Origin of the sequence: Streptomyces blastmyceticus, from assembly GCF_039521185.1 — a bacterium.
GTDB lineage: Bacteria > Actinomycetota > Actinomycetes > Streptomycetales > Streptomycetaceae > Streptomyces > Streptomyces blastmyceticus.
In genome coordinates this window covers 651,651-677,551 of sequence record NZ_BAAABW010000026.1, presented here as the reverse complement: position 1 = coordinate 677,551, position 25,901 = coordinate 651,651, and the positions used below count along the sequence as shown (strand labels likewise).

21 protein-coding genes and 1 pseudogene are annotated in these 25,901 nt (G+C 72.7%); 15 read left to right on the top strand and 7 right to left on the bottom strand.

Annotated features, from left to right (window positions below; all coding sequences use genetic code 11):
- The first annotated feature begins 94 nt into the window (after window positions 1-94).
- The 11 genes from hpnC to ABD269_RS25325 all read left to right on the top strand — a co-directional run bounded on the left by hpnC (window position 95) and on the right by ABD269_RS25325 (window position 13,613).
- Complete coding sequence (gene hpnC, locus ABD269_RS25375) at window positions 95-994, top strand: squalene synthase HpnC (RefSeq protein WP_344121352.1); 900 nt, start codon at window positions 95-97, stop codon at window positions 992-994.
- On the top strand, window positions 991-1,941 hold the full coding sequence (gene hpnD / locus ABD269_RS25370) for a presqualene diphosphate synthase HpnD (RefSeq protein ID WP_301891274.1): 951 nt from the start codon (window positions 991-993) through the stop codon (window positions 1,939-1,941). Before hpnC ends, hpnD begins: the two co-directional genes overlap by 4 nt.
- Window positions 1,942-2,023: 82 nt before the next feature.
- Window positions 2,024-3,484, top strand: a complete 1,461-nt coding sequence (hpnE, locus tag ABD269_RS25365; protein ID WP_301891273.1) for a hydroxysqualene dehydroxylase HpnE — start codon at window positions 2,024-2,026, stop codon at window positions 3,482-3,484.
- Window positions 3,481-4,620, top strand: a complete 1,140-nt coding sequence (locus ABD269_RS25360; protein ID WP_301891272.1) for a polyprenyl synthetase family protein — start codon at window positions 3,481-3,483, stop codon at window positions 4,618-4,620. The genes hpnE and ABD269_RS25360 overlap by 4 nt, the downstream gene beginning before the upstream one ends.
- 116 nt (window positions 4,621-4,736) lie before the next feature.
- On the top strand, window positions 4,737-6,716 hold the full coding sequence (shc, locus tag ABD269_RS25355; RefSeq protein ID WP_344121346.1) for a squalene--hopene cyclase: 1,980 nt from the start codon (window positions 4,737-4,739) through the stop codon (window positions 6,714-6,716).
- Entirely contained in the window at window positions 6,716-7,366 is a 651-nt protein-coding gene (locus ABD269_RS25350; RefSeq protein ID WP_116214717.1) for a phosphorylase family protein, read from the top strand. The genes shc and ABD269_RS25350 overlap by 1 nt, the downstream gene beginning before the upstream one ends.
- 5 nt (window positions 7,367-7,371) lie before the next feature.
- Entirely contained in the window at window positions 7,372-8,394 is a 1,023-nt protein-coding gene (gene hpnH / locus ABD269_RS25345; RefSeq protein ID WP_301891270.1) for an adenosyl-hopene transferase HpnH, read from the top strand.
- A gap of 5 nt (window positions 8,395-8,399) precedes the next feature.
- The gene (ispG, locus tag ABD269_RS25340; RefSeq protein WP_344121342.1) at window positions 8,400-9,566 is read left to right on the top strand and encodes a flavodoxin-dependent (E)-4-hydroxy-3-methylbut-2-enyl-diphosphate synthase; all 1,167 of its coding nucleotides are present in this window, start codon (window positions 8,400-8,402) and stop codon (window positions 9,564-9,566) included.
- Between the two features lie 85 nt (window positions 9,567-9,651).
- Window positions 9,652-11,571, top strand: a complete 1,920-nt coding sequence (dxs, locus tag ABD269_RS25335) for a 1-deoxy-D-xylulose-5-phosphate synthase (RefSeq protein ID WP_344121340.1) — start codon at window positions 9,652-9,654, stop codon at window positions 11,569-11,571.
- Window positions 11,568-12,974, top strand: coding sequence for an aspartate aminotransferase family protein (locus ABD269_RS25330; RefSeq protein ID WP_344121338.1), 1,407 nt, complete (start codon window positions 11,568-11,570; stop codon window positions 12,972-12,974). Before dxs ends, ABD269_RS25330 begins: the two co-directional genes overlap by 4 nt.
- 108 nt (window positions 12,975-13,082) lie before the next feature.
- On the top strand, window positions 13,083-13,613 hold the full coding sequence (locus ABD269_RS25325; protein WP_344121336.1) for a carboxymuconolactone decarboxylase family protein: 531 nt from the start codon (window positions 13,083-13,085) through the stop codon (window positions 13,611-13,613).
- On the opposite strand, the gene ABD269_RS25320 is transcribed toward ABD269_RS25325, so the two are convergent.
- From ABD269_RS25320 to ABD269_RS25300, 5 genes and pseudogenes are all read right to left on the bottom strand, one after another.
- Window positions 13,610-14,479 (bottom strand): TIGR04222 domain-containing membrane protein, encoded by an 870-nt coding sequence (locus ABD269_RS25320; RefSeq protein ID WP_344121334.1) that lies wholly within the window; start codon window positions 14,477-14,479, stop codon window positions 13,610-13,612. The genes ABD269_RS25325 and ABD269_RS25320 overlap by 4 nt on opposite strands.
- A 4-nt stretch (window positions 14,480-14,483) precedes the next feature.
- Window positions 14,484-15,753, bottom strand: a pseudogene (locus ABD269_RS25315) (MbnB/TglH/ChrH family RiPP precursor modification enzyme).
- A gap of 150 nt (window positions 15,754-15,903) precedes the next feature.
- Window positions 15,904-16,752, bottom strand: a complete 849-nt coding sequence (locus ABD269_RS25310) for an SAM-dependent methyltransferase (protein ID WP_344121332.1) — start codon at window positions 16,750-16,752, stop codon at window positions 15,904-15,906.
- On the bottom strand, window positions 16,749-17,006 hold the full coding sequence (locus ABD269_RS25305; RefSeq protein WP_116214726.1) for a DUF397 domain-containing protein: 258 nt from the start codon (window positions 17,004-17,006) through the stop codon (window positions 16,749-16,751). The genes ABD269_RS25310 and ABD269_RS25305 overlap by 4 nt, the downstream gene beginning before the upstream one ends.
- Window positions 17,007-17,009: 3 nt before the next feature.
- Window positions 17,010-17,876: a helix-turn-helix domain-containing protein gene (locus ABD269_RS25300; protein WP_301891264.1), complete on the bottom strand. Its 867-nt coding sequence runs from the start codon at window positions 17,874-17,876 to the stop codon at window positions 17,010-17,012.
- A 118-nt stretch (window positions 17,877-17,994) separates the two neighbouring features.
- On the opposite strand from ABD269_RS25300, the gene ABD269_RS25295 reads away from it, so the two are divergent.
- The gene (locus ABD269_RS25295; RefSeq protein WP_301891263.1) at window positions 17,995-18,480 is read left to right on the top strand and encodes an ATP-binding protein; all 486 of its coding nucleotides are present in this window, start codon (window positions 17,995-17,997) and stop codon (window positions 18,478-18,480) included.
- 13 nt (window positions 18,481-18,493) lie between these two features.
- On the opposite strand, the gene ABD269_RS25290 is transcribed toward ABD269_RS25295, so the two are convergent.
- The gene (locus ABD269_RS25290; RefSeq protein WP_301891262.1) at window positions 18,494-19,285 is read right to left on the bottom strand and encodes an SGNH/GDSL hydrolase family protein; all 792 of its coding nucleotides are present in this window, start codon (window positions 19,283-19,285) and stop codon (window positions 18,494-18,496) included.
- A gap of 222 nt (window positions 19,286-19,507) precedes the next feature.
- On the opposite strand from ABD269_RS25290, the gene ABD269_RS25285 reads away from it, so the two are divergent.
- From ABD269_RS25285 to ABD269_RS25275, 3 genes are all read left to right on the top strand, one after another.
- Window positions 19,508-20,305: a tyrosine-protein phosphatase gene (locus ABD269_RS25285; RefSeq protein ID WP_344121326.1), complete on the top strand. Its 798-nt coding sequence runs from the start codon at window positions 19,508-19,510 to the stop codon at window positions 20,303-20,305.
- Window positions 20,306-20,347: 42 nt separating this feature from the next.
- A complete protein-coding gene (locus tag ABD269_RS25280) occupies window positions 20,348-21,043 on the top strand; it encodes an alpha-ketoglutarate-dependent dioxygenase AlkB family protein (RefSeq protein WP_344121324.1) in 696 nt (231 codons plus the stop codon).
- A 249-nt stretch (window positions 21,044-21,292) separates the two neighbouring features.
- Window positions 21,293-22,471, top strand: a complete 1,179-nt coding sequence (locus tag ABD269_RS25275; RefSeq protein WP_344121321.1) for an MBL fold metallo-hydrolase — start codon at window positions 21,293-21,295, stop codon at window positions 22,469-22,471.
- A gap of 60 nt (window positions 22,472-22,531) precedes the next feature.
- On the opposite strand, the gene ABD269_RS25270 is transcribed toward ABD269_RS25275, so the two are convergent.
- Window positions 22,532-25,759 (bottom strand): amidohydrolase family protein, encoded by a 3,228-nt coding sequence (locus ABD269_RS25270; protein ID WP_344121319.1) that lies wholly within the window; start codon window positions 25,757-25,759, stop codon window positions 22,532-22,534.
- Window positions 25,760-25,901: the final 142 nt, after the last annotated feature.

Here is a 25,901-nt window from a genome sequence, read left to right as displayed (position 1 = left end):
GTCAGCAGTGTAGAACGGGAGATGTGACGGCAATGGCTACGGGAACTCTCCAGCTCCGAGGCGCATCCGCCGTCCCCGGTCCGGGCAGCCCGCGGTGACGGCGGGGACGGACGCGCACGAGCGCGCCGTGCTCGACAAGGCCGCGCACGAGAACTTCCCCGTGGCGCCCTTCTTCGTGCCACGCGCATGGCGGGACGACCTCATGGCCGTCTACGGCTTCGCCAGACTCGTCGACGACATCGGCGACGGCGACCTCGCCCCCGGCGGCCGCGACGCCGAACTGCTCGGCCTCCAGCGCGAGCAGAGCGACGACCGCCTCACCATGCTCGACGCCTTCGAGGCCGACCTGCGCCGGGTCTTCGACCGCTCCGGCACGGGACCGCGGCACCCGCTGCTGCTCCGCCTCCGGCCGACCGTCCGGCGGTGCAGCCTGACCCCGGAGCCCTTCCTCGGCCTGATCGAGGCGAACCGCCAGGACCAGCGCGTCCGCCGCTACGCCACCTACCAGGACCTGCTCGCCTACTGCGAGCTGTCCGCCAATCCCGTCGGCCGCCTGGTCCTGGGCATCACCGGCACCGCGAGCCCCGAGCGGATCCGCCGCTCGGACGCGGTCTGCACAGCTCTGCAGATCGTCGAACACCTGCAGGATGTCGCCGAGGACCTCGGGCGCGACCGCATCTATCTCCCCGCCGAGGACATGAAACGCTTCCACGTCGGCGAGGCCGACCTCGCCCGTCCGACCAGCGGCGCGTCGTTGCGTGCCCTGGTCGCGTACGAGGCGGAACGCGCCGGGGAACTGCTGAATGAAGGCACCCCCCTGGTGGGTAGCGTCCACGGCAGGTTGAAGCTGTTGCTCGCGGGGTTCGTGGGCGGGGGGAGGGCCGCGCTCAGAGCGGTTTCCGCCGCGGGATACGACGTACTGCCCGGACCGCCCAAGCCCACCAAGCTCAGCCTGCTGCGCGAGGTGGGAGCGACACTGCGAAGAGAGGGGTGAGCGGGACCGTGAACGGATCGCCAGACGCGTCCGCGCCGGTACTCGCCGCGTACAGCTACTGCGAGGCAGTCACCGGACAGCAGGCCGGTAACTTCAGCTACGGCATCAGGCTTCTGCCGACCGCCAAGCGACGCGCCATGTCGGCGCTGTACGCCTTCTCGCGGCGGGTCGACGACATCGGCGACGGCACACTGGACGCGGAATCCAAGCGGCACCGGCTCGAGGAGACTCGCGCCCTGCTCGCCCGGATCAGGGAGGGCAAGGTCGAGGAGGACGACACCGACCCGGTGGCCGTCGCGCTCAGCCATGCCGCGCGCCGCTTCCCGATCCCGCTCGGCGGGCTCGACGAGCTCATCGACGGCGTCCAGATGGATGTGCGCGGGGAGACCTACGAGACCTGGGACGACCTCGCGGCGTACTGCCGCTGTGTCGCGGGCGCCATCGGACGGCTCTCGCTGGGCGTGTTCGGCACGGTGCCCGGCGCACGTGACGCGGCACGCGCCGCGGAGTACGCCGATACGCTCGGGCTCGCGCTCCAGCTGACCAATATCCTGCGCGACGTCCGCGAGGACGCGGCCAACGGCCGCACCTACCTGCCCTCCGACGACCTCGCCAAGTTCGGCTGCTCCGCGGGTTTCCACTCCGCCCGCCCGCCCGCCGGCTCCGACTTCGCCGGCCTGGTCCACTTCGAAGTACGGCGCGCCCGCGCGCTGTTCGCCGAGGGCACCAAGCTGCTGCCCATGCTCGACCGGCGCAGCGGCGCCTGCGTCGCCGCCATGTCCGGCATCTACCGCAGACTGCTGGACCGCATCGCCCAGGACCCCGAGGCGGTGCTGCGCGGCCGGGTCTCGCTCCCCGGGCGCGAGAAGGTCTACGTCGCCGTGCGCGGCCTGTCCGGATTCGACGCCCGTGGCGTCCACCGGCAGACCGCCGGGGGGCGCACTTGATGCGCCCTACTCCTACCGGTGGGCGGTGTGCAACCCTCCGGCGATCGCACACGTCACTGACAGCAGCCGAGGGGGTGGGCGCATGACGACACCAGGGACGACGACCCGGTCCGAGCGGCAGCGCGCGGACGGGGAGGGCCGCTCCGTCGGCGCGGCCGCGGTGGTCGTCGGCGGCGGCCTCGCCGGTGTCACCGCAGCCCTCGAGCTCGCCGACGCCGGGCTGCGGGTCACCCTCGTCGAGGGCCGCCCGCGGCTGGGCGGGCTCGCCTTCTCCTTCCGTCGCGGCGAACTGACGGTCGACAACGGACAGCACGTCTACCTGCGCTGCTGCACCGCCTACCGGTGGTTCCTCGACCGCGTCGACGCAGCCGAACTCGCCCCGTTGCAACAGCGGCTGGACGTCCCCGTGCTGGACGTCGGCCACCCTTCCGGGCGGCCGCGCCTCGGCCGGCTGCGCCGCGCGCAGCTGCCCGTGCCCCTGCACCTCGCGGCGAGCCTCGCCACCTACCCGCACCTCTCGCTCGCCGAGCGGGCCAAGGTCGGGCGCGCCGCGCTGGCGCTCGGCGGCCTCGACCTCGGCGACCCCGCCCTGGACGGCGAGGACTTCGCGAGCTGGCTGCACCGCCACGGCCAGTCGGACCGCGCGATCGAGGCCCTGTGGGACCTCGTCGGCGTCGCCACGCTCAACGCCCCCGCCGACCGCTCCTCGCTGGGACTTGCCGCCATGGTCTTCAAGACCGGGCTGCTGTCCGAGCCCGGCGCCGCCGACATCGGCTGGGCCCGCGTCCCGCTCGGCGAACTGCACGACGTCCGCGCCCGCACCGCCCTCGACAAGGCCGGGGTGCGCACCGAGCTGCGCACCCGCGCCACCGCGATCACCCGGGGCGAGGACGGCGGCTGGCACGTCGACATCGAGGCCGGATCCGGCGGCACCGAGCGGCTCGCCGCCGACACCGTCGTGCTCGCCGTGCCCCAGCGCGAGACCCACGCCCTGCTGCCCGAGGGCGCCCTCGACGACCCCGACCGGCTGCTGGACATCGGCACCTCGCCGATCCTCAACCTCCACGTCGTATACGACCGCAAAGTCCTGCGCCAGCCGTTCTTCGCGGCGCTCGGCTCGCCGGTGCAGTGGGTCTTCGACCGCACGGACTCCTCAGGACTCGGCGGCCGCGCCGACGGCGGCCAGTACCTGGCCGTGTCCCAGTCGGCCGCGGACGACGACATCGACCGGCCCGTCGCCGAGCTCCGCGAGCGCTATCTTCCCGAGCTGGAGCGCCTGCTGCCCGCGGCACGCGGCGCCGGCGTACGGGACTTCTTCGTGACCCGGGAGCGGACAGCGACGTTCGCCCCCACTCCGGGCGTCGGCCGGCTGCGGCCGCACGCCCCCACGAACACGCCCGGCCTGTACCTGGCCGGTGCGTGGACCGCCACCGGCTGGCCCGCGACCATGGAGGGCGCGGTGCGCAGCGGTGTCAACGCCGCCGGCGCGGCTCTCTCCGAGCTCGGCCTGTCCCGCCGGAACCCCTCGTGGGAGGCGGCATGAACGAGGCGAGCCACCAAGGCGTGCCGCCCCGCGACGGGGCGCGTACGAGCACGACCACCAGAGGAGAGACCGTGACTTCGGCGATCCCAGCTGTCGACACCGCAGGCGTCAACGCCCTGCTGGAGCGCGGACGGACGCTTGCCACGCCGGTGCTGCGTGCTGCCGTGAACCGGCTGGCGCCGCCCATGGACACCGTAGCCGCCTACCACTTCGGCTGGATCGACGCCGAAGGCCGGCCGGCGCACGGCGACAGCGGCAAGGCCGTACGGCCCGCCCTCGCCCTGCTCTCGGCCGAGGCCGCGGGCGCCCGCCCCGAGGTGGGCATCCCCGGCGCCGTCGCCGTGGAGCTCGTGCACAATTTCTCGCTGCTCCACGACGACCTGATGGACGGCGACGAGCAGCGCAGGCACCGCGACACCGTATGGAAGGTGTACGGCCCCGAGCAGGCCATCCTCGTCGGCGACGCGCTGTTCGCACTCGCGAATGAGGTGCTGCTGGAGCTCGGCACCGTCGAGGCGGGCCGGGCCACCCGGCGGCTGACCACCGCCACCCGCAAGCTGATCGACGGCCAGGCCCAGGACATCTCCTACGAGCACCGCGAGCGGGTCACCGTCGAGGAGTGCCTGGAGATGGAGGGCAACAAGACGGGCGCCCTGCTCGCCTGCGCCGTCTCCATCGGCGCGGTCCTCGGCGGCGCCGACGACCGCACGGCCGACACCCTGGAGGCCTACGGCTACCACCTCGGCCTCGCCTTCCAGGCCGTCGACGACCTGCTCGGCATCTGGGGCGACCCGGAGGCCACCGGCAAGCAGACCTGGAGCGACCTGCGCCAGCGCAAGAAGTCGCTGCCGGTCGTCGCCGCCCTCGCGGCGGGCGGCCCCGCCTCGGGCCGGCTCGCCGACATCCTCGCCGCCGACGCCAAGCTCAGCGACGCCCAGTCCGCCGACTTCGACGAGGAAGAATTCGCCAGCCGCGCGGCGTTGATCGAGGAGGCGGGCGGCCGGGAGTGGACCTCCCAGGAAGCCCGCCGCCAGCACGCCACCGCGATCGAGGCACTCAACGGAGTCGACATGCCCACCGAAGTTCGCGCGCAGCTGACCGCGCTCGCCGACTTCGTCGTCGTACGAAAGAGATGATCACCATTCACCCGATCTGACAGATCGCAGTCGCCGGCCGACGCCCTGACGGAGCGTCGGCCGACGGAGCCCCCAGCACGGCAGAGAAGTAAAGATCACTGCAAAAAGGGGAAACCATGACAGCGACGACCGACGGAAGCGCCGGGGCTCTTGCGCCCGGCGCAGCCGCGGCCAATGACAGCACCACGGCAGCACCCCCGCTCACGGCCGCCGAGCAGGCCACGGCCCGGGCGGTGGAACACCTCCTGTCCCGTCAGGACGCCGAGGGGTGGTGGAAGGGCGACCTGGAGACCAACGTCACCATGGACGCCGAAGACCTGCTGCTCCGTCAGTTCCTGGGGATCCAGGACGAGAAGACCACCCGGGCCGCGGCCCTCTTCATCCGGTCCGAGCAGCGCCCGGACGGCACCTGGGCCACCTTCCACGGCGGGCCGGGAGAGCTCTCCGCCACCATCGAGGCGTATGTCGCCCTGCGGCTCGCCGGGGACACCCCCGACGCCCCGCACATGGCCGCCGCCTCCGAGTGGATCCGCTCCCGGGGCGGCGTCGCCGCCGCCCGCGTCTTCACCCGGATCTGGCTCGCCCTCTTCGGCTGGTGGAAGTGGGACGACCTCCCCGAGCTGCCGCCCGAGATCATGTATGTGCCGAAGTGGATCCCGCTCAACATCTACGACTTCGGCTGCTGGGCCCGGCAGACCATCGTCCCGCTGACCGTCGTCTCGGCCAAGCGCCCCGTACGGCCCGCGCCGTTCGCCCTCGACGAGCTGCACACCGACCCGGCGCGGCCCAACCCGCCGCGCCCGCCCGCCCCCGTCGCCAGCTGGGACGGTGTCTTCCAGCGCCTGGACAAGGTGCTCCACCAGTACCGGAAGTTCCCGATCCGTCGGCTGCGGCGCTCCGCGCTCGACGCGGCCGCCCGGTGGATCGTCGAGCGGCAGGAGAACGACGGCTGCTGGGGCGGCATCCAGCCGCCGGCCGTCTACTCCGTCATCGCCCTCCACCTCCTCGGCTACGACCTCGACCACCCCGTGCTCCGCGCCGGGCTGGAGTCGCTGGACCGTTTCGCCGTCTGGCGGGAGGACGGCTCGCGGATGATCGAGGCTTGTCAGTCGCCCGTCTGGGACACCTGCCTCGCCGCCATCGCCCTCGCCGACGCCGGGGTGCCGTCCGACCACCCGGCGCTCGTCAAGGCCGTCGACTGGATGCTGGACGAGCAGATCCACCGGCCCGGCGACTGGGCCGTGCGCCGCCCCGAACTCACCCCGGGCGGCTGGGCGTTCGAGTTCCACAACGACAACTACCCCGACATCGACGACACCGCCGAGGTGGTCCTCGCCCTCAAGCGCGTCGCGCACCCCGACCCCGTACGCGTCGAGGCCGCCATCCAGCGCGCCGCCCGCTGGAACCTCGGGATGCAGTCGAAGAACGGCGCCTGGGGCGCCTTCGACGCCGACAACACCAGCCCCTTCCCCAACCGGCTGCCCTTCTGCGACTTCGGCGAGGTCGTCGACCCGCCGTCCGCGGACGTCACGGCGCACGTGGTGGAGATGCTGGCGGTCCTCGGGCAGCAGCACCACCCGCGCACCCGGCGCGGCATCGAGTGGCTGCTCGCCGAACAGGAGGAGAGCGGCGCCTGGTTCGGCCGCTGGGGCGTCAACTACGTCTACGGCACCGGCTCGGTGCTGCCCGCCCTGGCCGCCGCCGGCATCCCCGCCTCCCACCCGGCCGTCCGCCGGGCCGTGCGCTGGCTGGAGAGCGTGCAGAACGCCGACGGCGGCTGGGGCGAGGACCTGCGCTCCTACCGCGACCCCGAGTGGATCGGCCGCGGCGCCTCCACCCCCTCCCAGACGGCGTGGGCGCTGATGGCCCTGCTCTCGGCGGGGGAGCGGAGCGGCAAGGCCGTCGAGCGCGGCGTCGCGTATCTGGTGGAGACCCAGACCGAGGACGGCACCTGGGACGAGCCGTACTTCACCGGCACCGGCTTCCCCTGGGACTTCTCCATCAACTACCACCTCTACCGGCAGGTCTTCCCCGTCACGGCCCTCGGCCGCTATGTGCACGGGGAGCCCTTCACCCCCGACCGCCGGGAGGCGTGATGACCACCGGCACGGGTCCCGCGTCCGCACCGCTGCTGATCGCCTGCGCGCTCGGCATCGAGCGCCTCGCCCTGCGCGGGGGCGGCCTCGGCGGTGCGGCCGGACCCGTGACCGTCCTGCGCACCGGCATGGGCCCGCACGCCGCGGACCAGGCCGTCACCCGCGCGCTCGGCGACGGCACGGCCATGCTCGACGCGGCCGTGATCGCCACCGGATTCTGCGCCGGCCTGGCCCCCGGGATGCACCCCGGGGACCTGGTCGTCGCCGACGAGACCCACGACCACGAGGGCCGCATCGAATGCTCCGGCGTCGAGCTGCTCGCCAAGGAGCTCGCACGGGCCGTGCCCAAGCGCGTCATCCACACCGGGCCGCTCGTCGGCTCCGACCACGTCGTGCGCGGCGCGGAGCGCGCGGCCCTGCACGCCGCCGGCGCGATCGCGGTGGACATGGAGTCCGCCGCCACGCTCCGGAGCGCCGTCCGAAGGGGCCCGCGCCCCGTTGCGGCCGTCCGGGTGGTCGTGGACGCTCCAGAACATGAACTCGTACGAATCGGGACGTTGCGGGGTGGAATATCAGCCTTCCGGGTGCTCCGCACCGTGCTTCCCGCATTTATCGAATGGCACCGATCCTTACTGCTCCCCAGGAGGTGAGCCAGATGGCCATGCCGCTCCGTCAGTCCATCCGGGTGGGAACCTACCTTTTTGAACAGAAGCTCCGTAAGCGCGAGAAGTTCCCCCTGATCGTGGAACTCGAGCCGCTCTTCGCCTGCAATCTCAAGTGCGAAGGCTGCGGAAAGATCCAGCATCCGGCGGGGGTGCTCAAGCAGCGCATGCCCGTTGCCCAGGCCGTGGGCGCCGTGCTGGAATCCGGCGCGCCGATGGTGTCCATCGCCGGCGGCGAGCCCTTGATGCACCCCCAGATCGACGAGATCGTCCGGCAGTTGGTGGCCAAGCGGAAATACGTCTTCCTGTGCACCAACGCGTTGTTGATGCGCAAGAAGATGGAGAAGTTCACCCCCTCGCCGTATTTCGCGTTCGCGGTGCACATCGACGGGCTGCGGGAGCGGCACGACGAGTCCGTTGCGAAGGAAGGCGTCTTCGACGAGGCGGTGGAGGCGATCAAGGAGGCCAAGCGGCGCGGCTTCCGGGTCACCACCAACTCCACCTTCTTCAACACCGACACCCCGCAGACCATCGTCGACGTGCTCGACTTCCTCAACGACGAGCTCCAGGTGGACGAGATGATGCTCTCGCCCGCCTACGCCTACGAGAAGGCCCCCGACCAGGACCACTTCCTGGGCGTGGAGCAGACCCGCGAGCTCTTCAAGAAGGCATTCTCCGGCGGCAACCGCGCCCGCTGGCGCCTCAACCACAGCCCGCTCTTCCTGGACTTCCTGGAGGGCAAGGTCGACTTCCCCTGCACCGCGTGGGCGATCCCCAACTACTCCCTCTTCGGCTGGCAGCGCCCCTGCTACCTGATGAGCGACGGCTATGTGCCGACGTACCGGGAGCTGATCGAGGAGACCGACTGGGAGAAGTACGGGCGCGGCAAGGACCCCCGCTGCGACAACTGCATGGCGCACTGCGGCTATGAGCCCACGGCGGTCCTCGCCACCATGGGATCGCTGAAGGAGTCGCTGCGCGCGGTCCGTGAGAGCGTCGCCGGGAACCGGAGCTGACCGCGATGGGATCCGCGGGGCCGGTTTCCCTGGGGCTCCCCGGCGTGCCGGCCCGACCGCTCGCGACGCGCCGCGACTCGCGGCGCATCCAGGTCGGGCCGGTGGCCGTCGGCGGGGGCGCCCCGGTGTCGGTGCAGTCGATGACCACGACCGTGACGGCCGACATCGGCGCCACGCTCCAGCAGATCGCGGAGCTGACGGCGGCGGGCTGTCAGATCGTGCGGGTGGCGTGTCCCTCGCAGGACGACGCCGAGGCGCTGCCGGTGATCGCGAAGAAGTCGCAGATCCCGGTGATCGCCGACATCCACTTCCAGCCGAAGTACGTCTTCGCCGCGATCGACGCGGGGTGTGCGGCGGTGCGGGTGAATCCGGGGAACATCCGGCAGTTCGACGACAAGGTGCGGGAGATCGCGAAGGCGGCGTCGGACGCGGGCACGCCGATCCGTATCGGTGTCAACGCGGGTTCGCTGGACCGGCGGTTGCTGGAGAAGTACGGCAGGGCCACGCCGGAGGCGCTGGTGGAGTCCGCGCTGTGGGAGGCGTCCCTCTTCGAGGAGCACGGCTTCCGGGACATCAAGATCTCGGTCAAGCACAACGACCCGGTCGTCATGGTCAACGCCTACCGGCAGCTGGCCGCGCAGTGCGACTACCCGCTGCATCTGGGGGTGACGGAGGCGGGCCCGGCGTTCCAGGGCACGATCAAGTCGGCCGTGGCCTTCGGGGCGTTGCTCTCGGAGGGGATCGGGGACACCATCCGGGTGTCCTTGTCGGCGCCACCGGCCGAGGAGATCAAGGTCGGCATGCAGATCCTGGAGTCGCTCGGGCTGCGGGAGCGCCGTCTGGAGATCGTCTCCTGCCCGTCGTGCGGGCGGGCGCAGGTCGACGTCTACAAGCTGGCCGATGAGGTGACCGCGGGCCTCGAGGGCATGGAGGTCCCGCTGCGCGTCGCCGTCATGGGCTGTGTCGTCAACGGCCCCGGCGAGGCCCGCGAGGCCGACCTCGGTGTGGCGTCCGGCAACGGCAAGGGGCAGATCTTCGTCAAGGGCGAGGTCATCAGGACCGTGCCCGAGTCGAAGATCGTGGAGACCCTGATCGACGAGGCAATGAAGATCGCCGAAGGCATGGCGGCGGACGGCGTCGGCCCGGGCGCGCCCGACGTCACCGTCGGCTGACCACCGGCGTCCACCGCGGGGGGAACCGCGAGAAGGGCCGTGGCGGCAAGCCCGGCCGAGGCCGAGAGAAGAGGAGGGGGCTCGCGTGTCGTTGCTGGAGAACATCCGCGGTCCACGTGACCTGAAGGCGCTGGACGGCGAGGACCTGACCGAACTGGCCGAGGAGATCCGCCACTTCCTGGTGCACGCCGTGGCCAGGACCGGAGGACACCTCGGACCCAACCTCGGCGTGGTGGAGCTCTCCATCGCACTGCACCGCGCCTTCGACTCCCCGGCCGACCGCATCCTGTGGGACACCGGCCACCAGTCGTACGTGCACAAACTGCTCACCGGCCGCCAGGACTTCTCCAAGCTGCGCGGCAAGGGCGGGCTGTCCGGCTACCCCTCGCGCGAGGAGTCCGAGCACGACGTCATCGAGAACAGCCACGCCTCCACCGTCCTCGGCTGGGCCGACGGCCTCGCCAAGGCCAACCAGGTGCTCGGCCGCTGGAACCGCCACGTCGTCGCCGTCATCGGCGACGGAGCCCTCACCGGGGGAATGGCCTGGGAGGCCCTCAACAACATAGCTGCCGCCCGGGACCGGCCGCTGATCATCGTCGTCAACGACAACGAACGCAGCTACGCGCCCACCATCGGCGGCCTCGCCGACCACCTCGCCACCCTCCGCACCACCGACGGCTACGAACGCTTCCTGTCCTGGGGCAAGGACGCCGTCCAGGGACTGCCCGTCGTCGGCAGGCCGCTCTACGAATCGCTGCACGGCGCGAAGAAGGGCTTCAAGGACGCCTTCGCCCCCCAGGGCATGTTCGAGGACCTCGGCCTGAAGTACCTCGGCCCGATAGACGGCCACGACATCGAGGCCGTCGAATCGGCGCTGCGCCGGGCCAAGCGCTTCCACGGCCCCGTCCTCGTCCACTGCCGGACCGAGAAGGGCCGCGGCTACCAGCCGGCCCTGCAGGACGAAGCCGACCGCTTCCACACCGTCGGAGTGATGAACTCGCTCACCGGCGAGCCCCTGACGCCCTCCACCGGCCGGTCCTGGACCTCCGTCTTCGGCGACGAGATGGTGCGGATCGGCGCCGAGCGGCCGGACGTGGTGGCGATCACCGCCGCGATGCTGCACCCCGTGGGCCTGACCCGGTTCGCCGAGGCCTACCCCGACCGCGTCTGGGACGTCGGGATCGCCGAGCAGCACGCGGCGACCTCGGCGGCGGGCCTGGCGACGGGCGGTCTGCACCCGGTCTTCGCGGTCTACGCGACGTTCCTCAACCGCGCCTTCGACCAGGTGCTGATGGACGTGGCCCTGCACAAATGCGGGGTCACCTTCGTCCTGGACCGGGCCGGGGTCACCGGCACCGACGGCGCCTCCCACAACGGCATGTGGGACATGTCGATCCTCCAGGTCGTCCCCGGACTGCGGATCGCCGCCCCCCGCGACGCCGACCAGCTCCGCGCCCAGCTGCGCGAGGCCATGGACGTCACCGACGCCCCGACCGTCATCCGCTTCCCCAAGGAGACCGTGGGCGAGGCCGTCCCGGCCCTCGACCGGGTCGGCGGCATGGACGTCATCGCCCGCCCGGAGACCGCCGAGCCGCAGGTCCTGCTGGTCGCCGTCGGCACCATGGCCCAGGTCTGCCTCCAGGCGGCCGACCTGCTCACCGCCCGCGGCACCCCCTGCACCGTCGTCGACCCGCGCTGGGTCAAGCCCGTCGACACGGCCCTGCCCGCCCTCGCCGAACGGCACCGGCTCGTCGCCGTCGTCGAGGACAACAGCCGCACCGGCGGCGTCGGCTGGGCCGTCGCCCAGGCCCTGCGCGACGCCGAGTCCGACGTGCCCGTACGCACCTTCGGCATCCCCGAGCAGTTCCTGGCCCACGCCAAGCGCGGCGAGGTCCTGGCCGACCTGGGGCTCACCCCCGCCGAGATCGCCGGCCGGATCAGCGCCGCCCTGGCCCGTAAGGAGGCCACGGCGGCGGACACGGCCCGTAAGGAGAACGACGCATGACACCCGACGGCACCGACTCCGCGAAGGGATTCGACCTCACCCGGCTCCTCGCGGAGCGCGGCGGAGAACGGTACGAGCTCCACGCCCGCCACCTCAACCACCAACTGCCCCGCATGCTGCACACCATCGGCTTCGACAAGGTCTACGAGCGGGCCGAAGGGGCCTACTTCTGGGACGCCGACGGGCAGGACTACCTCGACATGCTCGCCGGCTTCGGGGTGATGGGCGTCGGCCGCCACCACCCCGTCGTCCGCAAGGCGCTGCACGACGTCCTCGACGCCTCGCTCGCCGACCTCACCCGCTTCGACTGCCAGCCGCTGCCCGGCCTCCTCGCCGAGAAGCTCCTGTCGTACACCCCGCACCTGGACCGGGTGTTCTTCGGCAACAGCGGCACCGAAGCCGTCGAGACCGCGCTGAAGTTCGCCCGCTACGCCACCGGGCGGCCCCGCGTCCTGTACTGCGCGCACGCCTTCCACGGCCTGACGACCGGATCGCTGTCCGTCAACGGCGAGGACGGCTTCCGCGACGGCTTCGCCCCGCTGCTGCCCGACACCGCGATCCCGCTCGGCGACCTCGACGCCCTCGAACGGGAGCTGCGCCGCGGCGACGTGGCCGCCTTCGTCGTCGAACCCATCCAGGGCAAGGGCGTCCACGAGCCGCCGCCCGGCTTCCTCCGCCAGGCGCAGGAACTGCTGCGCCGGCACAAGGCGTTGCTCATCGCCGACGAGGTGCAGACCGGGATCGGCCGCACCGGCGACTTCTACGCCTACCAGCACGAGGAGGGCGTCGAGCCGGACCTGGTGTGCGTGGCCAAGGCCCTGTCCGGCGGCTATGTGCCCGTCGGCGCGACCCTCGGCAAGGACTGGATCTTCAAGAAGGTCTACTCCTCCATGGACCGGGTGCTGGTCCACTCGGCCAGCTTCGGCTCCAACGCCCAGGCCATGGCCGCGGGTCTCGCCGTGCTCTCCGTCATGGAGGACGCCCAGGTCGTGGCCAACGCCCGGCACACGGGCGATCTGCTGCGGACGAGACTGGCGGCGCTGGTCGACAAGTACGAGCTGCTGCACGACGTGCGCGGCCGCGGACTGATGATCGGCATCGAGTTCGGCAAGCCGAAGTCGCTGGGCCTGCGCAGCCGCTGGGCGATGCTCCAGGCCGCCCGCAAGGGGCTGTTCGCGCAGATGGTCGTCGTGCCGCTGCTCCAGAAGCACCGCATCCTCACCCAGGTCTCCGGCGACCACCTGGAGGTCATCAAGCTGATCCCGCCGTTGATCATCGGCGAGCGGGAGGTGGACCGCTTCGTCTCCGCCTTCACGGCGGTGATGGACGAAGCACACGGGGGCGGCGGCCTGATGTGGGACTTCGGCCGCACGCTGGTCAAACAGGCCGTGGCGAATCGGTAGGCGGTGGCCGGGCGGGGCTGGGTGCGGGCCGGTTCGCCGCCTGCGGCGGGAGCGCCCTGCGGGCGCGTCCTCAATCGCCGGACGGGCTGATTTCAGCCCGTCCGGCGATTGAGGACAAGCGGCGCAGCCGCTTCAGGGGTCCGGGGTCTCCCCGGTTTCGGGAAGGGGCGGGGCTGGGGAACAAGCCCGCCGAGCCGCACTCGAACGCAGAGCCCCCCGGCTGAGGCGGAGTCGCATCAGACGTGGAAGGCGCTCGACCCGCAGTTGAAGGCCCTGGCGGTGATGGCCTCGGCGGCGTCGATCGGCTGCTCGTGGTGCATGGACTTCGGCTACTGGGAGAACCACCGGCACGGCATGGCCCCCGAGAAGCTGCGCGACGTGCCCCGGTGGCGCGAGAGCGAGGTCTACACCCCGCTGGAGCGGGACGTCATGGAGTACGCCGAGGCGATGTCCGCCACCCCGCCGACCGTCACGGACGAGCTGGTGGAGCGGCTGCGGGAGCACCTCGACGACGCCGCGCTGGTCGAGCTGACCGCGATGGTCGCCGTGGACAACCTCCGCTCGCGCACCAACGCGGCGCTCGGCTTGACCAGCCAGGGCTTCAGAGACACCTGTGAGATCCCGTCCCGGGAACGCTAGTGTCCGCCACCGCACCCGCCCCCGCAGCCGGAGTGCGAGCCGCAGGAAGCGCCGTGCGTCGAGCACGAGAACGTGGGACAGCCCGCACAGCCCGATACGGATCCCCCGCTTCCGTTCCCTCCGCCGGAAGAAGCCGGCCTGTCGGTCCGTTCCGGCTTCGCCGCCCGGAGCAGCTGATCCCGCAGGATTCCGTCCGGCAGGGCGGACGGGCCCTCGACGGCGACCTCGCCCGCGGCCCCCGCCGGGCGCGCGGCCCGTACCGCCCGGCGGCCCGCCCGGGTCGCCCTCGACCACGGGACGCGGACCGCCAGGCGCAGCGCGAGTCCGCACGCGACGCACGCGAGGAGGGCGAGCGGCACCGGATACGTGTGCGTGACGAAGAGCGAGGCCGGTGCCAGGAGCCCGGCGGCGGTCAGGCCCGCCGTGTGCAGCCGCTCGGCCCGGCGCCCGGCCGCGTCCGGTCCGGCGGGCGCGAGCAGGCCCCTTGCCACCAGCGCCGACTCGATGTCCTGCACGGCCGGTGCGCGCGGCAGCGCCATCCGCGCGCCGCGCATGGTGCAGAACCAGCGGTCACCGCAGCACTTCAGCAGGGCACGCTCGACCGGGTCGTACGTGACGGGGCTGAGCACCTTGATCAGACCGTCGGTGGTCACCCTGATCCGCCCGTCGTCGTACATCACGGTGATCACGGTCTCCGCGACCCGCAGCGGACCGGCCGTCAGACAGGCGATCTCCAGCAGGCCCGGCGCGCCGTCCTCGGTGCGGGCGGGCGCGGTCGCCCGGTGGCGCGCCCGGACCAGCAGGGCCGAGGGCAGGGCGACGGCGACGAGCGCGACGGCGAGTGCGATTACCCATGCGGTGTTCATGCGGTCACGTGCCTTTCGCGGAACGCGGTGTCGAGGGGACAGGACGTGGGGCGATGCGGAGCCGGAGGGCCCGTACGGCCGTGGCGAGCCGGCCCGGCGGCGGCTCCGCCACGGGCGTACGCCAGTCGGCCAGGCGACGGCGGCGCGCGGGGTCCCGGGGGCGGCCGGTGGCCAGCAGGCGGTCGGCGAAGGCAGACGCGTCGCGGTGGTACCCCTCGGTGAGGGGCCGGGCGCGGGCGTAGTCGAGGAACAGGCCGCGGAACTCCTCGCCCAGGATCGCGGGGAGTTCGGGCGCGACCCTGGCCACGGTGTCCGCCCGTTTAGCGAGGAGCACCCGGCGCTGCACGTCGAGCCGTCCGGGGTCGAAGCCCCGCGGCGGCGGGCCGCCCGCGACGAGCGCGGCCAGCAGCGCGGCCTGGTCCCGGGCGAGGCGCGCGCGGGCCCCCTCCAGGCCGGGGTCAGACATGGCGGCCGCCGGAGGCCGTCGCGGCGCGCACGGCCGCGAGTTCCGCGGCGAGCTCGTCGGGGCCGGGGAAGTCGCCGTCGCGCTCCAGCAGGACGCCGGGCGGCGCGGTGCGGGCGCACAGCTCGGCGAGCAGGCCCAGCACGGGCGGGGGCACTGGGTGGGAGTGCGTGTCGTACCAGACGCCGCCCTCCTCGACGCCCCCGGCGACATGGACGTAGGCGACGGCTTCGAGGGGGAGGGCGTCCAGTGTCCCGACGGGGTCCTGGCCCAGATTGACGTGGTTGGTGTGCAGGTTGGCGACGTCGACGATCAGCCGGACCCCGGTGCGCTCGACCACCTCGGTGAGGAACTGACCCTCCGTGAACTCCTCGCCGGGCCACCGGATGCAGGCGGCGACGTTCTCCAACGCGAGGGGGACGGGCAGGAACTGCTGGGCCAGGCGGATGTTCGCGCAGACGACGTCGAGCGCGTCGCGCGTGCGGGGCACGGGCAGCAGATGTCCGGCCTCCAGGCCTCCCGCGCGCACGCTCGCGAGGTGCTCGGTGACCAGGGGCGCGCCGAGGGCTTCGGCGCACTCGGCGAGGGCGGCCAGGCGGGCGAGGCCGGGGCGGGCCGCGTCCCCCAGGCCCAGGGTGACGCCGTGCGGGACGACGGGGGTGCCGTGGGCGCGCAACTGCCGTACGGGGGCGGGGAGACGGGCGGGGTCGATGTTCTCCGCGACGACCTCCACCCAGTCGGGGGGAGGGAGCCGGGCGAGGGTGTCGGTGAGCTCCGGACGCCAGCCGATGCCCGTGCCGAGATTGCGCATGGGCCCACCCCCGTGTCCCCGCGCGTCCGAAATGGCCGCGTAAAGGGCTGATGCCCCGTGGTCGTGCGGCTCAACCCGGATTTTCCCCGCCCCCGCCGGGCCCCGCCCCGGCCCTGTCCCTTCCCGGCCGGCGCCTGGGGCGCGGGAGCGTCAGGGCTTGTGGCCGACCCCGCCGTAGAAGATCGTGTCGTTGAGCTCCTGCGCGCTCGGCACCGGGCCGTCCGGGCGCCACAGCGGCACCCGCACCAGGCCGGGGTCCTGGAGCGCGAAGTCGCCGAAGAGCGGCTCGATCGCCGTGCGGTCCCGGAGGTTCAGCGCCGCGGTCGCGTTCTTGTACGCGCCGAGCACGCTGTCCCGCGCCTTGACGTCGGTGTAGCCCTCCGCGTACCCCTCGTACGGTTCGGCCGTGGCGTGGGAGAGCACCAGGCGGCTGCCCGAGGGGAGCGCGGCGCCGAGCGCGGCGACGAGACCGGCCGGGTCCTCCTCGTCCTTGACGAAGTGCAGCACGGCGACGAGCAGCAGCGCCACCGGCTCGGTGAAGTCGACGAGTTCGCGCACGACCGGGTGGGCCAGGACGGCCTCCGGCTCGCGCACGTCGCCGAGGACGAACGCGGCCCGCCCGGTGTTGGTGAGCTTCGCACCGGCGTGGGTCGCCACGATCGGGTCGTTGTCGACGTACGCGACCCGTACGTCCTCCGCGATCTCGCGGGCCACCTCGTGGGTGTTGGGCGAGGTGGGAATGCCGGTGCCGATGTCGATGATCTGGCGGATGCCGTCGCGCACGCATTCCCGCACCGCGCGCTGGAGAAAGGCGCGGTTGGCGCGGGCGGACAGCCGCACCTGAGGATGCACCTGGATGACGTGTTCCGCGGCCTGCCGGTCGACCTCGTAGTTGTCCCAGCCGCCGAGGTAGTAGTCGTACATGCGGGCCGGATGCGGCCTGCTGGTGTCTATTTCCTCGGCCGTGAAGCCCCGCTCGCTCACACCGTGCTCTTTCATTCGCAGCTCACACTCGTTCCCGCGAGAAGGAAGTCGGCCTGGCCGGCCTTCGCGCCCCTGATGAAGCTCTCGATTTCGTGGTGCGTGTAGATCAGCGCCGGCCCTTCCGGGTCGGTGGACTGGCGCAGGGCGACCCGGCCGTCCCCCAGTCGCATGGCCTCGACGCAACTCCCCCCGTTGCCGCCGCTCCACGGCTTGCTCCACCCCTCGGTGCCGAGATCGGTGGCGGGCATGCCGTTGTATATGCGATCCATGGTTCAGATCTCCTTACGAATGCCACCGAGGACGGCCTTGGTGGTGTGTGCCGGCGCGGCCTGCGCGCACATGCGGTCCAGCGCCTCCAGGAAGGCCGAGACATCGTCGCGCTGGTCGAAGTAGGAGGCTCCGACCAGGTTTTCCGCGTAGGCGATGTCCGGCAGCTCGGGAAGCGGGAACCGGAAGATATGGAAAGGCCCGTACATCGCCGGATGCGGCCCGGCGGCGAACGGCATGACCTGCAGCCTGACATTCGGCAGGTCGGTCGCGTCCATGAGGTGGGCGATCTGCGCGCGCATGATGTCGGGCCCGCCGATGGGCCTGCGCAGCACGGTCTCGTCCAGCACCACCCACAGCAGGGGCGCCCCGTCCCGGGTGAGCAGCGACTGGCGCTGCCTGCGGACGGTGACCGCGCGGTCGATGTCGGCGGCGGGCGCGTGCGGCATTCCGGCGCGGAGCACGGCGCGCGCGTAATCCTCGGTCTGCAACAGACCGGGGACGTAGTGCGGTTCGTAGGCGCGAATGAGGTTGGCCTCTCCTTCGAGGCTCACAAAGGCGCTGAACCACTCGGGGAGGACATCGCGGAAACGGTGCCACCAGCCGGGGCGGTTGGCCTCGCGGGCGAGGGAGAGAAAGCCCTCGATCTCCTCCTGCCCGGCGACGCCGTAGACGCACAGCAACTTCTCCACATAGGGGAGTTTCAGGCCGACTTCGGCCTTCTCCATTCTGCGGATCGTGGCATGGGTCACATCGAGCGCGCGGCCCGCGTCCTCATAGGACAGCCCGGCCTTCTCGCGGAGGTCCTGAAGTCGTTTGCCGAGTACGACCCGAAGGACGGTCGGTGCGCCTGTCGGCCGCGCGTCCGCCACTGTTGTTCCCCCTCCGTGCCGTCAGTCGCTGTCATATGCCCGCAGTGTGCCATGCACCCCCCGGAGCACACAGACTGCCCTGACGATTCTGCAAATTACAGATTGAACCTTGCCACACATGACCGGCATCGCACATAGTTGCGGAGTGGTCCCCTCCCATGACGCACCTTCGCTCGGACGCTACGGCAGTTCCACGGCCGCGCGTCTTCAGGACGCCTTTCACTTTCCGGCTCTCAACACCTCGGTGGCGGAGGCGCGCAGACGAGTCGCCGCGCAGCTGCGGGAGTGGGGAATCGACGAAGTGGCGTGCGACGACGCCCAATTGGTGGTGTCGGAACTCTTCACCAACGCGGTGCGGCACACGGACAGCGAGAAGGTCGGCTGTCAACTGCGCCTGAGCGGCGCGCACCTGCACATAGAGGTCACCGACCAGGGGCACGCGGCGACGGAGCCGCGGGCGCGGTGCAGCGGCGCGGACGAGGAGAGCGGGCGCGGACTGCTGCTGGTCGGTGTGCTGTCGAAGGCCTGGGGGGTCCGGCCCGACGACAGCGGCCGTGGCCGCGTCGTCTGGGCCGACCTGCCGCACGGGCGGCTCCCCCACTGACCCGCCGGGGGCACTACAGCGGCAGGAGGTCCGGCCGCTTGGGCTCCACGTGGTCCCCCGAGGACTCGCCGCGCAGCCGCCGGCCGATCCACGGCACCAGGTGCTCGCGCGCCCAGTGGATGTTGTCGCGGCGCACCTCGGCGGGCGACCGCTGCCCTTCCTCGGGCCACGGCTGGTCCGGGTCGGCCGGCACCTGAAGGCCCAGCACCTGCGCGGCGCGCAGCGCGACGCGCGTGTGCCCGTCCGGCGAGAGGTGCAGGCGGTCGTCGCTCCAGGCCCGCCGGTCCTGGACCGAGCGCAGCGACCACAGGTCGAGGACCGGGCAGCCGTGCCGGTCGGCGATGGCGCGGACATGGGCGGTGTAGGTCGCGATCTTGCCCCGCAGATGGCGCAGGACCGGCATGCCCCGGGTGTCGAAGCCGGTGCACACCAGCACCGTGCCGACCGAACCGGCGAGGTCGACGACGGCCGCCTCGTAGCGCTCGGCCACGTCGTCCGGGTCGCTGCCCGGCCGCAGGATGTCGTTGCCCCCGGCGCAGAACGTCACCAGATCCGGTCTGAGCTCCTTCGCCCGCGGCACCTGCTCCTCCACGATCTGGTCGAGGAGGCGGCCGCGTACGGCGAGGTTGGCGTACCGGAAGGCGTGCTCGGCGTGCTGGTCGGAGAGGAGTACGGCCAGTCGGTCGGCCCAGCCGATGAAGGCGTCGTCCGGCCCCGGGTCCCCGACACCCTCGGTGAAGCTGTCCCCGACGGCTGCGTACGACCCGATTGTGCTCTTGCTGAATGCTTGCGAATCGTCTGCCACGTCAGCACATCTTTCACCTCCGGGAGTGACTTACGCCACCGTAACCAGGGGTTGACGTGCAGTGATGTATCCCACCCCGGCAATATCGACCCAACCGGAATACGTCGGCGCGGGTGCCCGCGAGAGCTGATTGCCCGTACAACCGTTGTCGTAAAGTCGTTCAGCCAATCAGTCAGTCGCCTCGTCGACGACCAGCGTCGACGGCCGAACCTGGGAGCGCCCGTGACGCAGACGCCGCATGTCCCGTCCACCGAGCCCGAGCTGGCGGGGGTCCGCAACTTCCGTGACCTGGGCGGCCTTCCGGCCGCCGACGGGCGGCGCGTACGGCCCGGCGTCCTCTTCCGCAGCGGCCACCTCGCCCACGCGACCGAGGAGGACCGGCGCTTCCTCGACGCCCTCGGCCTGCACACGGTCCTCGACTTCCGCAACGCGGCCGACATCGAACTCGACGGCCCCGATGTCGAACTGCTCGGCGTCCGTAACGTGAACATCCCGCTCAACGACCCCGCGCACGGTACCGAGTTCTGGAAACTCGTCCGCGCCCGGGACCTCGACCGGCTGCGGGAGGTGCTGGCGGGCACCCGGGGCGCGGACCGGATGTGTACGAGCTATCGCGAGATCATCACCGCCCGCACCGCCGAGCACGGCCGCGTCCTCGCCCTGCTCGCCGACGACGCCGTGCCCGCCCTGATGCACTGCGCCGCGGGCAAGGACCGGGCGGGGCTGTCGATCGCGGTCACGCTGCTCGCGCTCGGGGTCCCGCGCGAGGCCATCGAGGCGGACTACCTGGAGTCGAACGCGCCGCACCGGCGCTACCGGATGCGGCGGCCGCAGGCGGCGGAGCCGCCGGAGATCACGGAACTGCTGTCCCCGATGTTCGAGGCGCGGGCGGAGTACCTCGCGGCCGCGTTCGCGGTGATCGAGGAGACGTGGGGCACGGCCGACCGCTATCTGGCGGAGGGCCTCGGGGTCACCACCGCCGTGAGGGAGCGGCTGCGGCAGCGGCTGCTCACGGAATAGGCGCCCCCGGACCGGGCGCGGAGGCCGACCTACGCTGGTCGTATGGACGACTCGCTCTTCCCCCGCCCCCGAGCCGAGATCGCCCCGGGCGCCGTGCACGTGCCCGACTGGCTGACCCCCGCCGCCCAGGCGCGGACGCTCGCCGCCTGCCGGGAATGGGCCAGGCCCCCCGCCGGACTGCGGACCGTGCGGATGCCGAGCGGCGGGGAGATGTCCGTGCGGACGGTCTGCCTCGGCTGGCACTGGTTCCCCTACGGCTACGCCCGGACCGTCGTGGACGGCGACGGCGCCCCCGTGAAGCCGTTCCCGCCCTGGCTGGGCGAGCTCGCGCGGGCGGCCGTCGCCGACGCGTACGGAACGGAGGCGCACGGAACGGAGGCGGGCGGTACGGGGGCGGGCGGTACGGGGTCGGCCGCCCCGCCCCCGTACGACATCGCGCTGGTGAACTTCTACGGCCCCGACGCGAAGATGGGCATGCACCAGGACCGCGACGAGGAGTCCGACGCCCCCGTGGTCTCGCTCAGCCTCGGGGACACCTGCGTCTTCCGGTTCGGCACCGCGAGCGGCCGGGGCAGGCCCTGGACGGATGTCGAGCTGCGCAGCGGTGATCTCTTCGTCTTCGGCGGCCCCGCGCGCCGGGCCTTCCACGGCGTGCCCCGCACCCTGCCGGGCACCGCGCCGCCGGAGCTCGGGCTGTCCGGACGGCTGAACCTCACGCTCCGGGTGAGCGGGCTCTGAGCGGACCCGGCCGGGCACGGGGCGCGTTCGGCATGTTCATGGAAATTCACGTGCGGCGGCGGCCGTGACCCTGCACAGTGGGGCATGCTTCCGCTGCCGCCGTCCGGGCCCGTGAAATCGGGGGTGGGCCCGGGCGGCGGCACGCGGATTTCGCGCGGGCGCGGCCCGGACGTCGGGAGGGGGTCACCGCGTGCCGGTGCGGAGGGGCAGATAATGGCATGACCTGCCCGCTTCCGCCCTGGAGGTGCCGTGACCGGCTTCCGTCCGAAAAGCTCACCGCTCGACGCTCTGCGCCCGGCCGCGTTCGGGGCGGATCCGTCCGGGGAGCGGATGGAGCGCATCAGGCGGTCGCCGAACTTCGTCGACGGGGTGTTCACCAACCCCGTGGCCGCGGACCGCACCCCTTCCGGTTCGCTGCTGAAGTTCCTGCCCACGTACTTCCGCAAGGAGGAGCGGGCCCGCCGCACCCCCGCGGGCACCGTGCCCGTCCACCCCACGACCGTCGCCGACCTGGCCGTCCCCGCCGCCTCCGGGCTGCGGCTGACGTGGATGGGGCACTCCAGCGTGCTCGCGGAGATCGACGGCCACCGGGTGCTGTTCGACCCGGTGTGGTCGGCGCGCTGCTCGCCGTTCGCGTTCGCCGGGCCCAAGCGGCTGCACCCGGTGCCGGTGCCGCTGGCCGAGGTCGGGAGGCTGGACGTGGTGGTCATCTCCCACGACCACTACGACCACCTGGACATGGCGACGGTCAGAGCCCTGGCCCGCACGGGCGCCCGCTTCGCCGTGCCGCTCGGCGTCGGCGCCCACCTGGAGCACTGGGGCGTACGGGCCGACCGGATCACCGAACTCGACTGGCACGAGTCGACCGTGGTGGGCGACCTCACCCTCACCGCCACCCCCGCGCGGCACTTCTGCGGCCGTGCGCTGCGCAACACCCAGCACACCCTGTGGGCCTCATGGGTGGTCGCCGGTCCCGAGCACCGCATCTTCCACAGCGGTGACACCGGTTACTTCCCGGGCTTCGCGGACATCGGCGAGCAGTACGGGCCGTTCGACGCGACCATGGTGCAGATCGGCGCCTACAGCGAGTTCTGGCCGGACATCCACATGACCCCCGAGGAGGGCGTGCGGGCCCATGCCGACCTCCAGGGCGAGGCCGCGCGGGGCGTCATGCTGCCCATCCACTGGGGCACCTTCAACCTCGCGCCGCACTCCTGGGAGGAGCCGGTCGAGGGCACGGTCGCCGCGGCCGGCCGCCTGGGCGCGCAGGTCGCCGCGCCCACGCCGGGGCAGCCCTTCGAGCCCGCGGGCAAGCTGCCGTCCGACCCGTGGTGGCGGGCGATCGCGCCCCGCGCGGTCACCGTCCCGCCCGAGCCGGCGCGGGAGCGGCCCGAAGCCGAAGCCGTGGAGGCCACCGTACGGGCGTAGCAGGGGAGTTGACGCCCGGCTCCCCGCGCGCCCTCACCCGGGCGCGCGGGGCGGCTGCCGTCAGAAGTGCGGCAGCTCCATGTCGCAGCAGGAGTCGCGGCGCAACTGCCGCCCGACCTCCAGCCATTGGCTGTGCGAGCGCGCGGCGTACGTCTTGCGGTCGCCCGCTCCGCCGTACGCCCCGACCAGCTCCGCCTGCTCGAACGGCACCCCTCCGCGCAGCACCGACACCGTGCGCACGAGCGCGTCGAAGTCCGTGAACGGGTCGCCGTCCACGATCGTCACATCGGCGAGCTTCCCGGCCTCCAGCGTGCCCAGCTCCCGCTCCGCGCCGAACGCCCGCGCCGGCAGGACCGTCGCTGTCCGCAGCGCCTGCGCCGCCGACAGGCCGTACCGGTGCAGGGCCCGCAGCCCCAGGTGCAGGGACAGCCCGACCGGCACCAGCGGCGCGTCCGTGCCGAGGGCGACGAGGCCGCCGCCGGTCAGGATCCGGCGGTAGACGTCGATCTCCCGCTCCAGCGCGGTCAGCTGATCCGCGGTCGGCGCGGCCGCCGCCGTCTGGCGCACGACCGCCTCGTCCCACGGCGGCATCAGCCGCGTCACCCGGGGATCCTCCGCCAGGGCCGGGGCCTCGCCCAGCAGCGGCACCGAGGTGAAGATCGTGGCGATCATATGGAAGCCCGCACGGGTGTAGATCTCCACCAGATCCTGCTGCGCGCGGCCCGTCGCCGTTGTGGCGTGCCCGAACTCAAGCCGCTGGGTGGCCTGGAGATGGGTCGTCAGATCCTGCCCCAGCTGTATGCCGGGCGAGCAGAGGTGACTGCCCGCCCGCACCCCGAGCCGCTCGTGGGCGTACCGCGCGGCCTCCTCCATCACCCAACCCGGCGCGCGCACATACGTCTTGACGAAGTCCCAGTCGAGTCCGGCCCCCCGTTCCAGCGACCTGCGCAGCCCCTCGCGGGTGCGGTGCGCGCGGCCCATGCTGTACGCGACCCGGGCTCCGTCCAGCAGCTCCCCGGTGGCCAGCAGCCGGGGCCCGGCCAGCGCCCCCGCCGCGACGGCCTCGCGGATCCTGGCCTGCTCGTAGGCGAAGCCGCCGAGCGACACCGCCGTGGTGATCCCGTACGCCAGCTGCAGAGCCGTCTGCCGGCCGCCGTAGGTGCTCTGCCACGGGTGCGTGTGCGCGTCCCACAGCCCGGGGATCACCGTGTGCCGTGAGGCGTCGACGGTGCGCAGGGCCGCCCGCCGCGCCCGGTGCGGCTCCACGGCGGCGATCCGGCCGTCGCGCACCACGAGGTCGACGTCCTCCCGCACCGTCTCGCCCGTGCCGTCCCAGAACCTCCCGGCGCGCACGACCGTGTCCGCGGGGGTCGGCCGCCGGTAGTCGAGCGAGACCGGGACCGTACGGGCCGAGCCGTCCGCCACGTCCAGCAGCCGCAGCCGCCCCGCCGACAGATACAGGAGCCGGCGGGAGTCCGCGGACCAGGAGGGGTGGTCGGCCGCCTCGTCCGTCAGCCGGCGCGGCTCGCCGTCGGGCGTACCGTCGGCGTGCACGGGCAGCAGCCACAGCGCCGACTCGTGGATCACCGCCATGTGGTGGCCGTCCGGCGACCAGACCGGGCCGGAGTCGTAGCGGTCGGCGATCGAGGCGTGCGGCGCGATGGCGTGCAGACGGCTGCTGCCGTCGGCGGTGTCGAGCACCCGGATGAGGTTGTAGCCCTCGCGGAACCGCTGGTTGAGCCGGTTGCGGTCGCACAGCGCGACAAAGCGGCCGTCGGGCGACCAGCTCGGTCTGCCGGGCAGTCCGCCCGCGCCCAGGGGTGCCGCGAGCACCCGTTCCGTACCGGCGGCGAGATCGCGCACCAGGAGATTGCCCGACATGTCCAGACAGGCCAGCCGCGTCCCGTCCGGCGAGAGCGCGGGGAAGACCCGGCCCCCGTCGGCCAGCAGCGTCTCCTCGCCGGAGGCGAGGTCACGGCGGCGCACGGCCAGCAGCCCGTCGCGGTCGTCGGCGTAGACCAGCGACCGCCCGTCGCGGGCCCAGGCCGGTCCGAGCAGATAGCGGGTCGGCTCGGCGCCGACGACCTTGCGCGGCCGTCCACCGGAAATATCCGCGATCCAGAGCGAGTTGAGCGCGGCGAACGCCACCTGCCGGGCATCGGGCGACAGTGCGGGCAGGTGCAGGGCCCGCGCCTTGTGCACGCCGCCGCTCTCGAAGTCGTACCGCTTGACGCGGTAGCGGGGCCGGTCCAGCGGCAGCTTCGCGGTGAAGGGGATGGCGACGGCCGCGGCGACGGCCTTGGCCTCCGTCCCTCCGGGCCGGACGATCCGGAACTCGCCGCTCACGGTCAGGAGCAGCTCGTCGCGCGACACCCACCGCGGCGGTACGGGCTGCACGTCCCCCTCGACCGCCACGGCCGCACCGTCCACGACGAGCGTGCAGGACGCGCCGGGCGCGGCCGTCGTCCGCAGATACGCCAGCCTGCCGCCCGGCGACACGGCAGGTGTCATCACCTGCGCGGCGGCCGTCTCGGTGTGCTCCGTGCGCACCGCGCCCCGGCCGTCGGACGCCACCGACACGACCGTACGCGCCTCCAGCGCGGTGCCCGCGACGCGCGCGCGGACGAACAGCAGCCGCTTGCCGTCCGGCGACCACACCGGGTCGAAGTCCTCCCAGGCGCCGTCCTGCAACGGCCCGTCCTGGCCGGTCAGGCCGCTGATCCGGGTGAGCGTACGGGTCCGTACGTCCACCACCCACACCCGGTACGGACTCCCGGCCACCGGATCGCCGCCGCGCTCGGAGGCGAACGCGATCCGCGTGCCGTCCGGCGACCACGCGGGACCGCGGTCGTCCCACGGCCCGTCCGTGAGCTGCCGCAGCCCGGAGCCGTCGGGCCGCAGCGTCCAGAGGTGGAAGCCGCCGCCGCGGTAGGCGCAGACGGCGAGCGTCCTGCCGTCGGGGGAGTGGACGGGACGGGTGGGTTCGAGGTCGGCGGGTGTGATCGCGACGGCGTCACCGCCCTCGCGGGGGACGGACCACAGGGTGTTCTGCACCTCGGCGATCAGCCGGTCGCCGGCCGGGGAGAGGGAGGCGGAGCCGTTGGTGGCGGCGGTGAAGGACAGGGCCGTGGGCGGCGCGTGGGGGACGGCCGCGGCCGCGACATCCGCGGGGAGGGTCGCGGGGACCCCCGCAGCCGCGGCGGTACCGGCCGCGGCCTGCAGGAATCTGCGCCGGGAGAGCGGTGAGAGGACGAAGGGAGGTGCGCCGACCGGGCCGGGGGTGTCCAACTGTCCTCCTGTGGCGGGGGAGTTGCGTGGTGCGCGAGCTGGAATCGGGACGGCCTCGATGGTTGCACGGGGGGTGGTCGGTCGGTCAACACCGCGCCGGTCCGGTCGCATCGCCGACGCGCCGGACCGCCGCTCACCGATT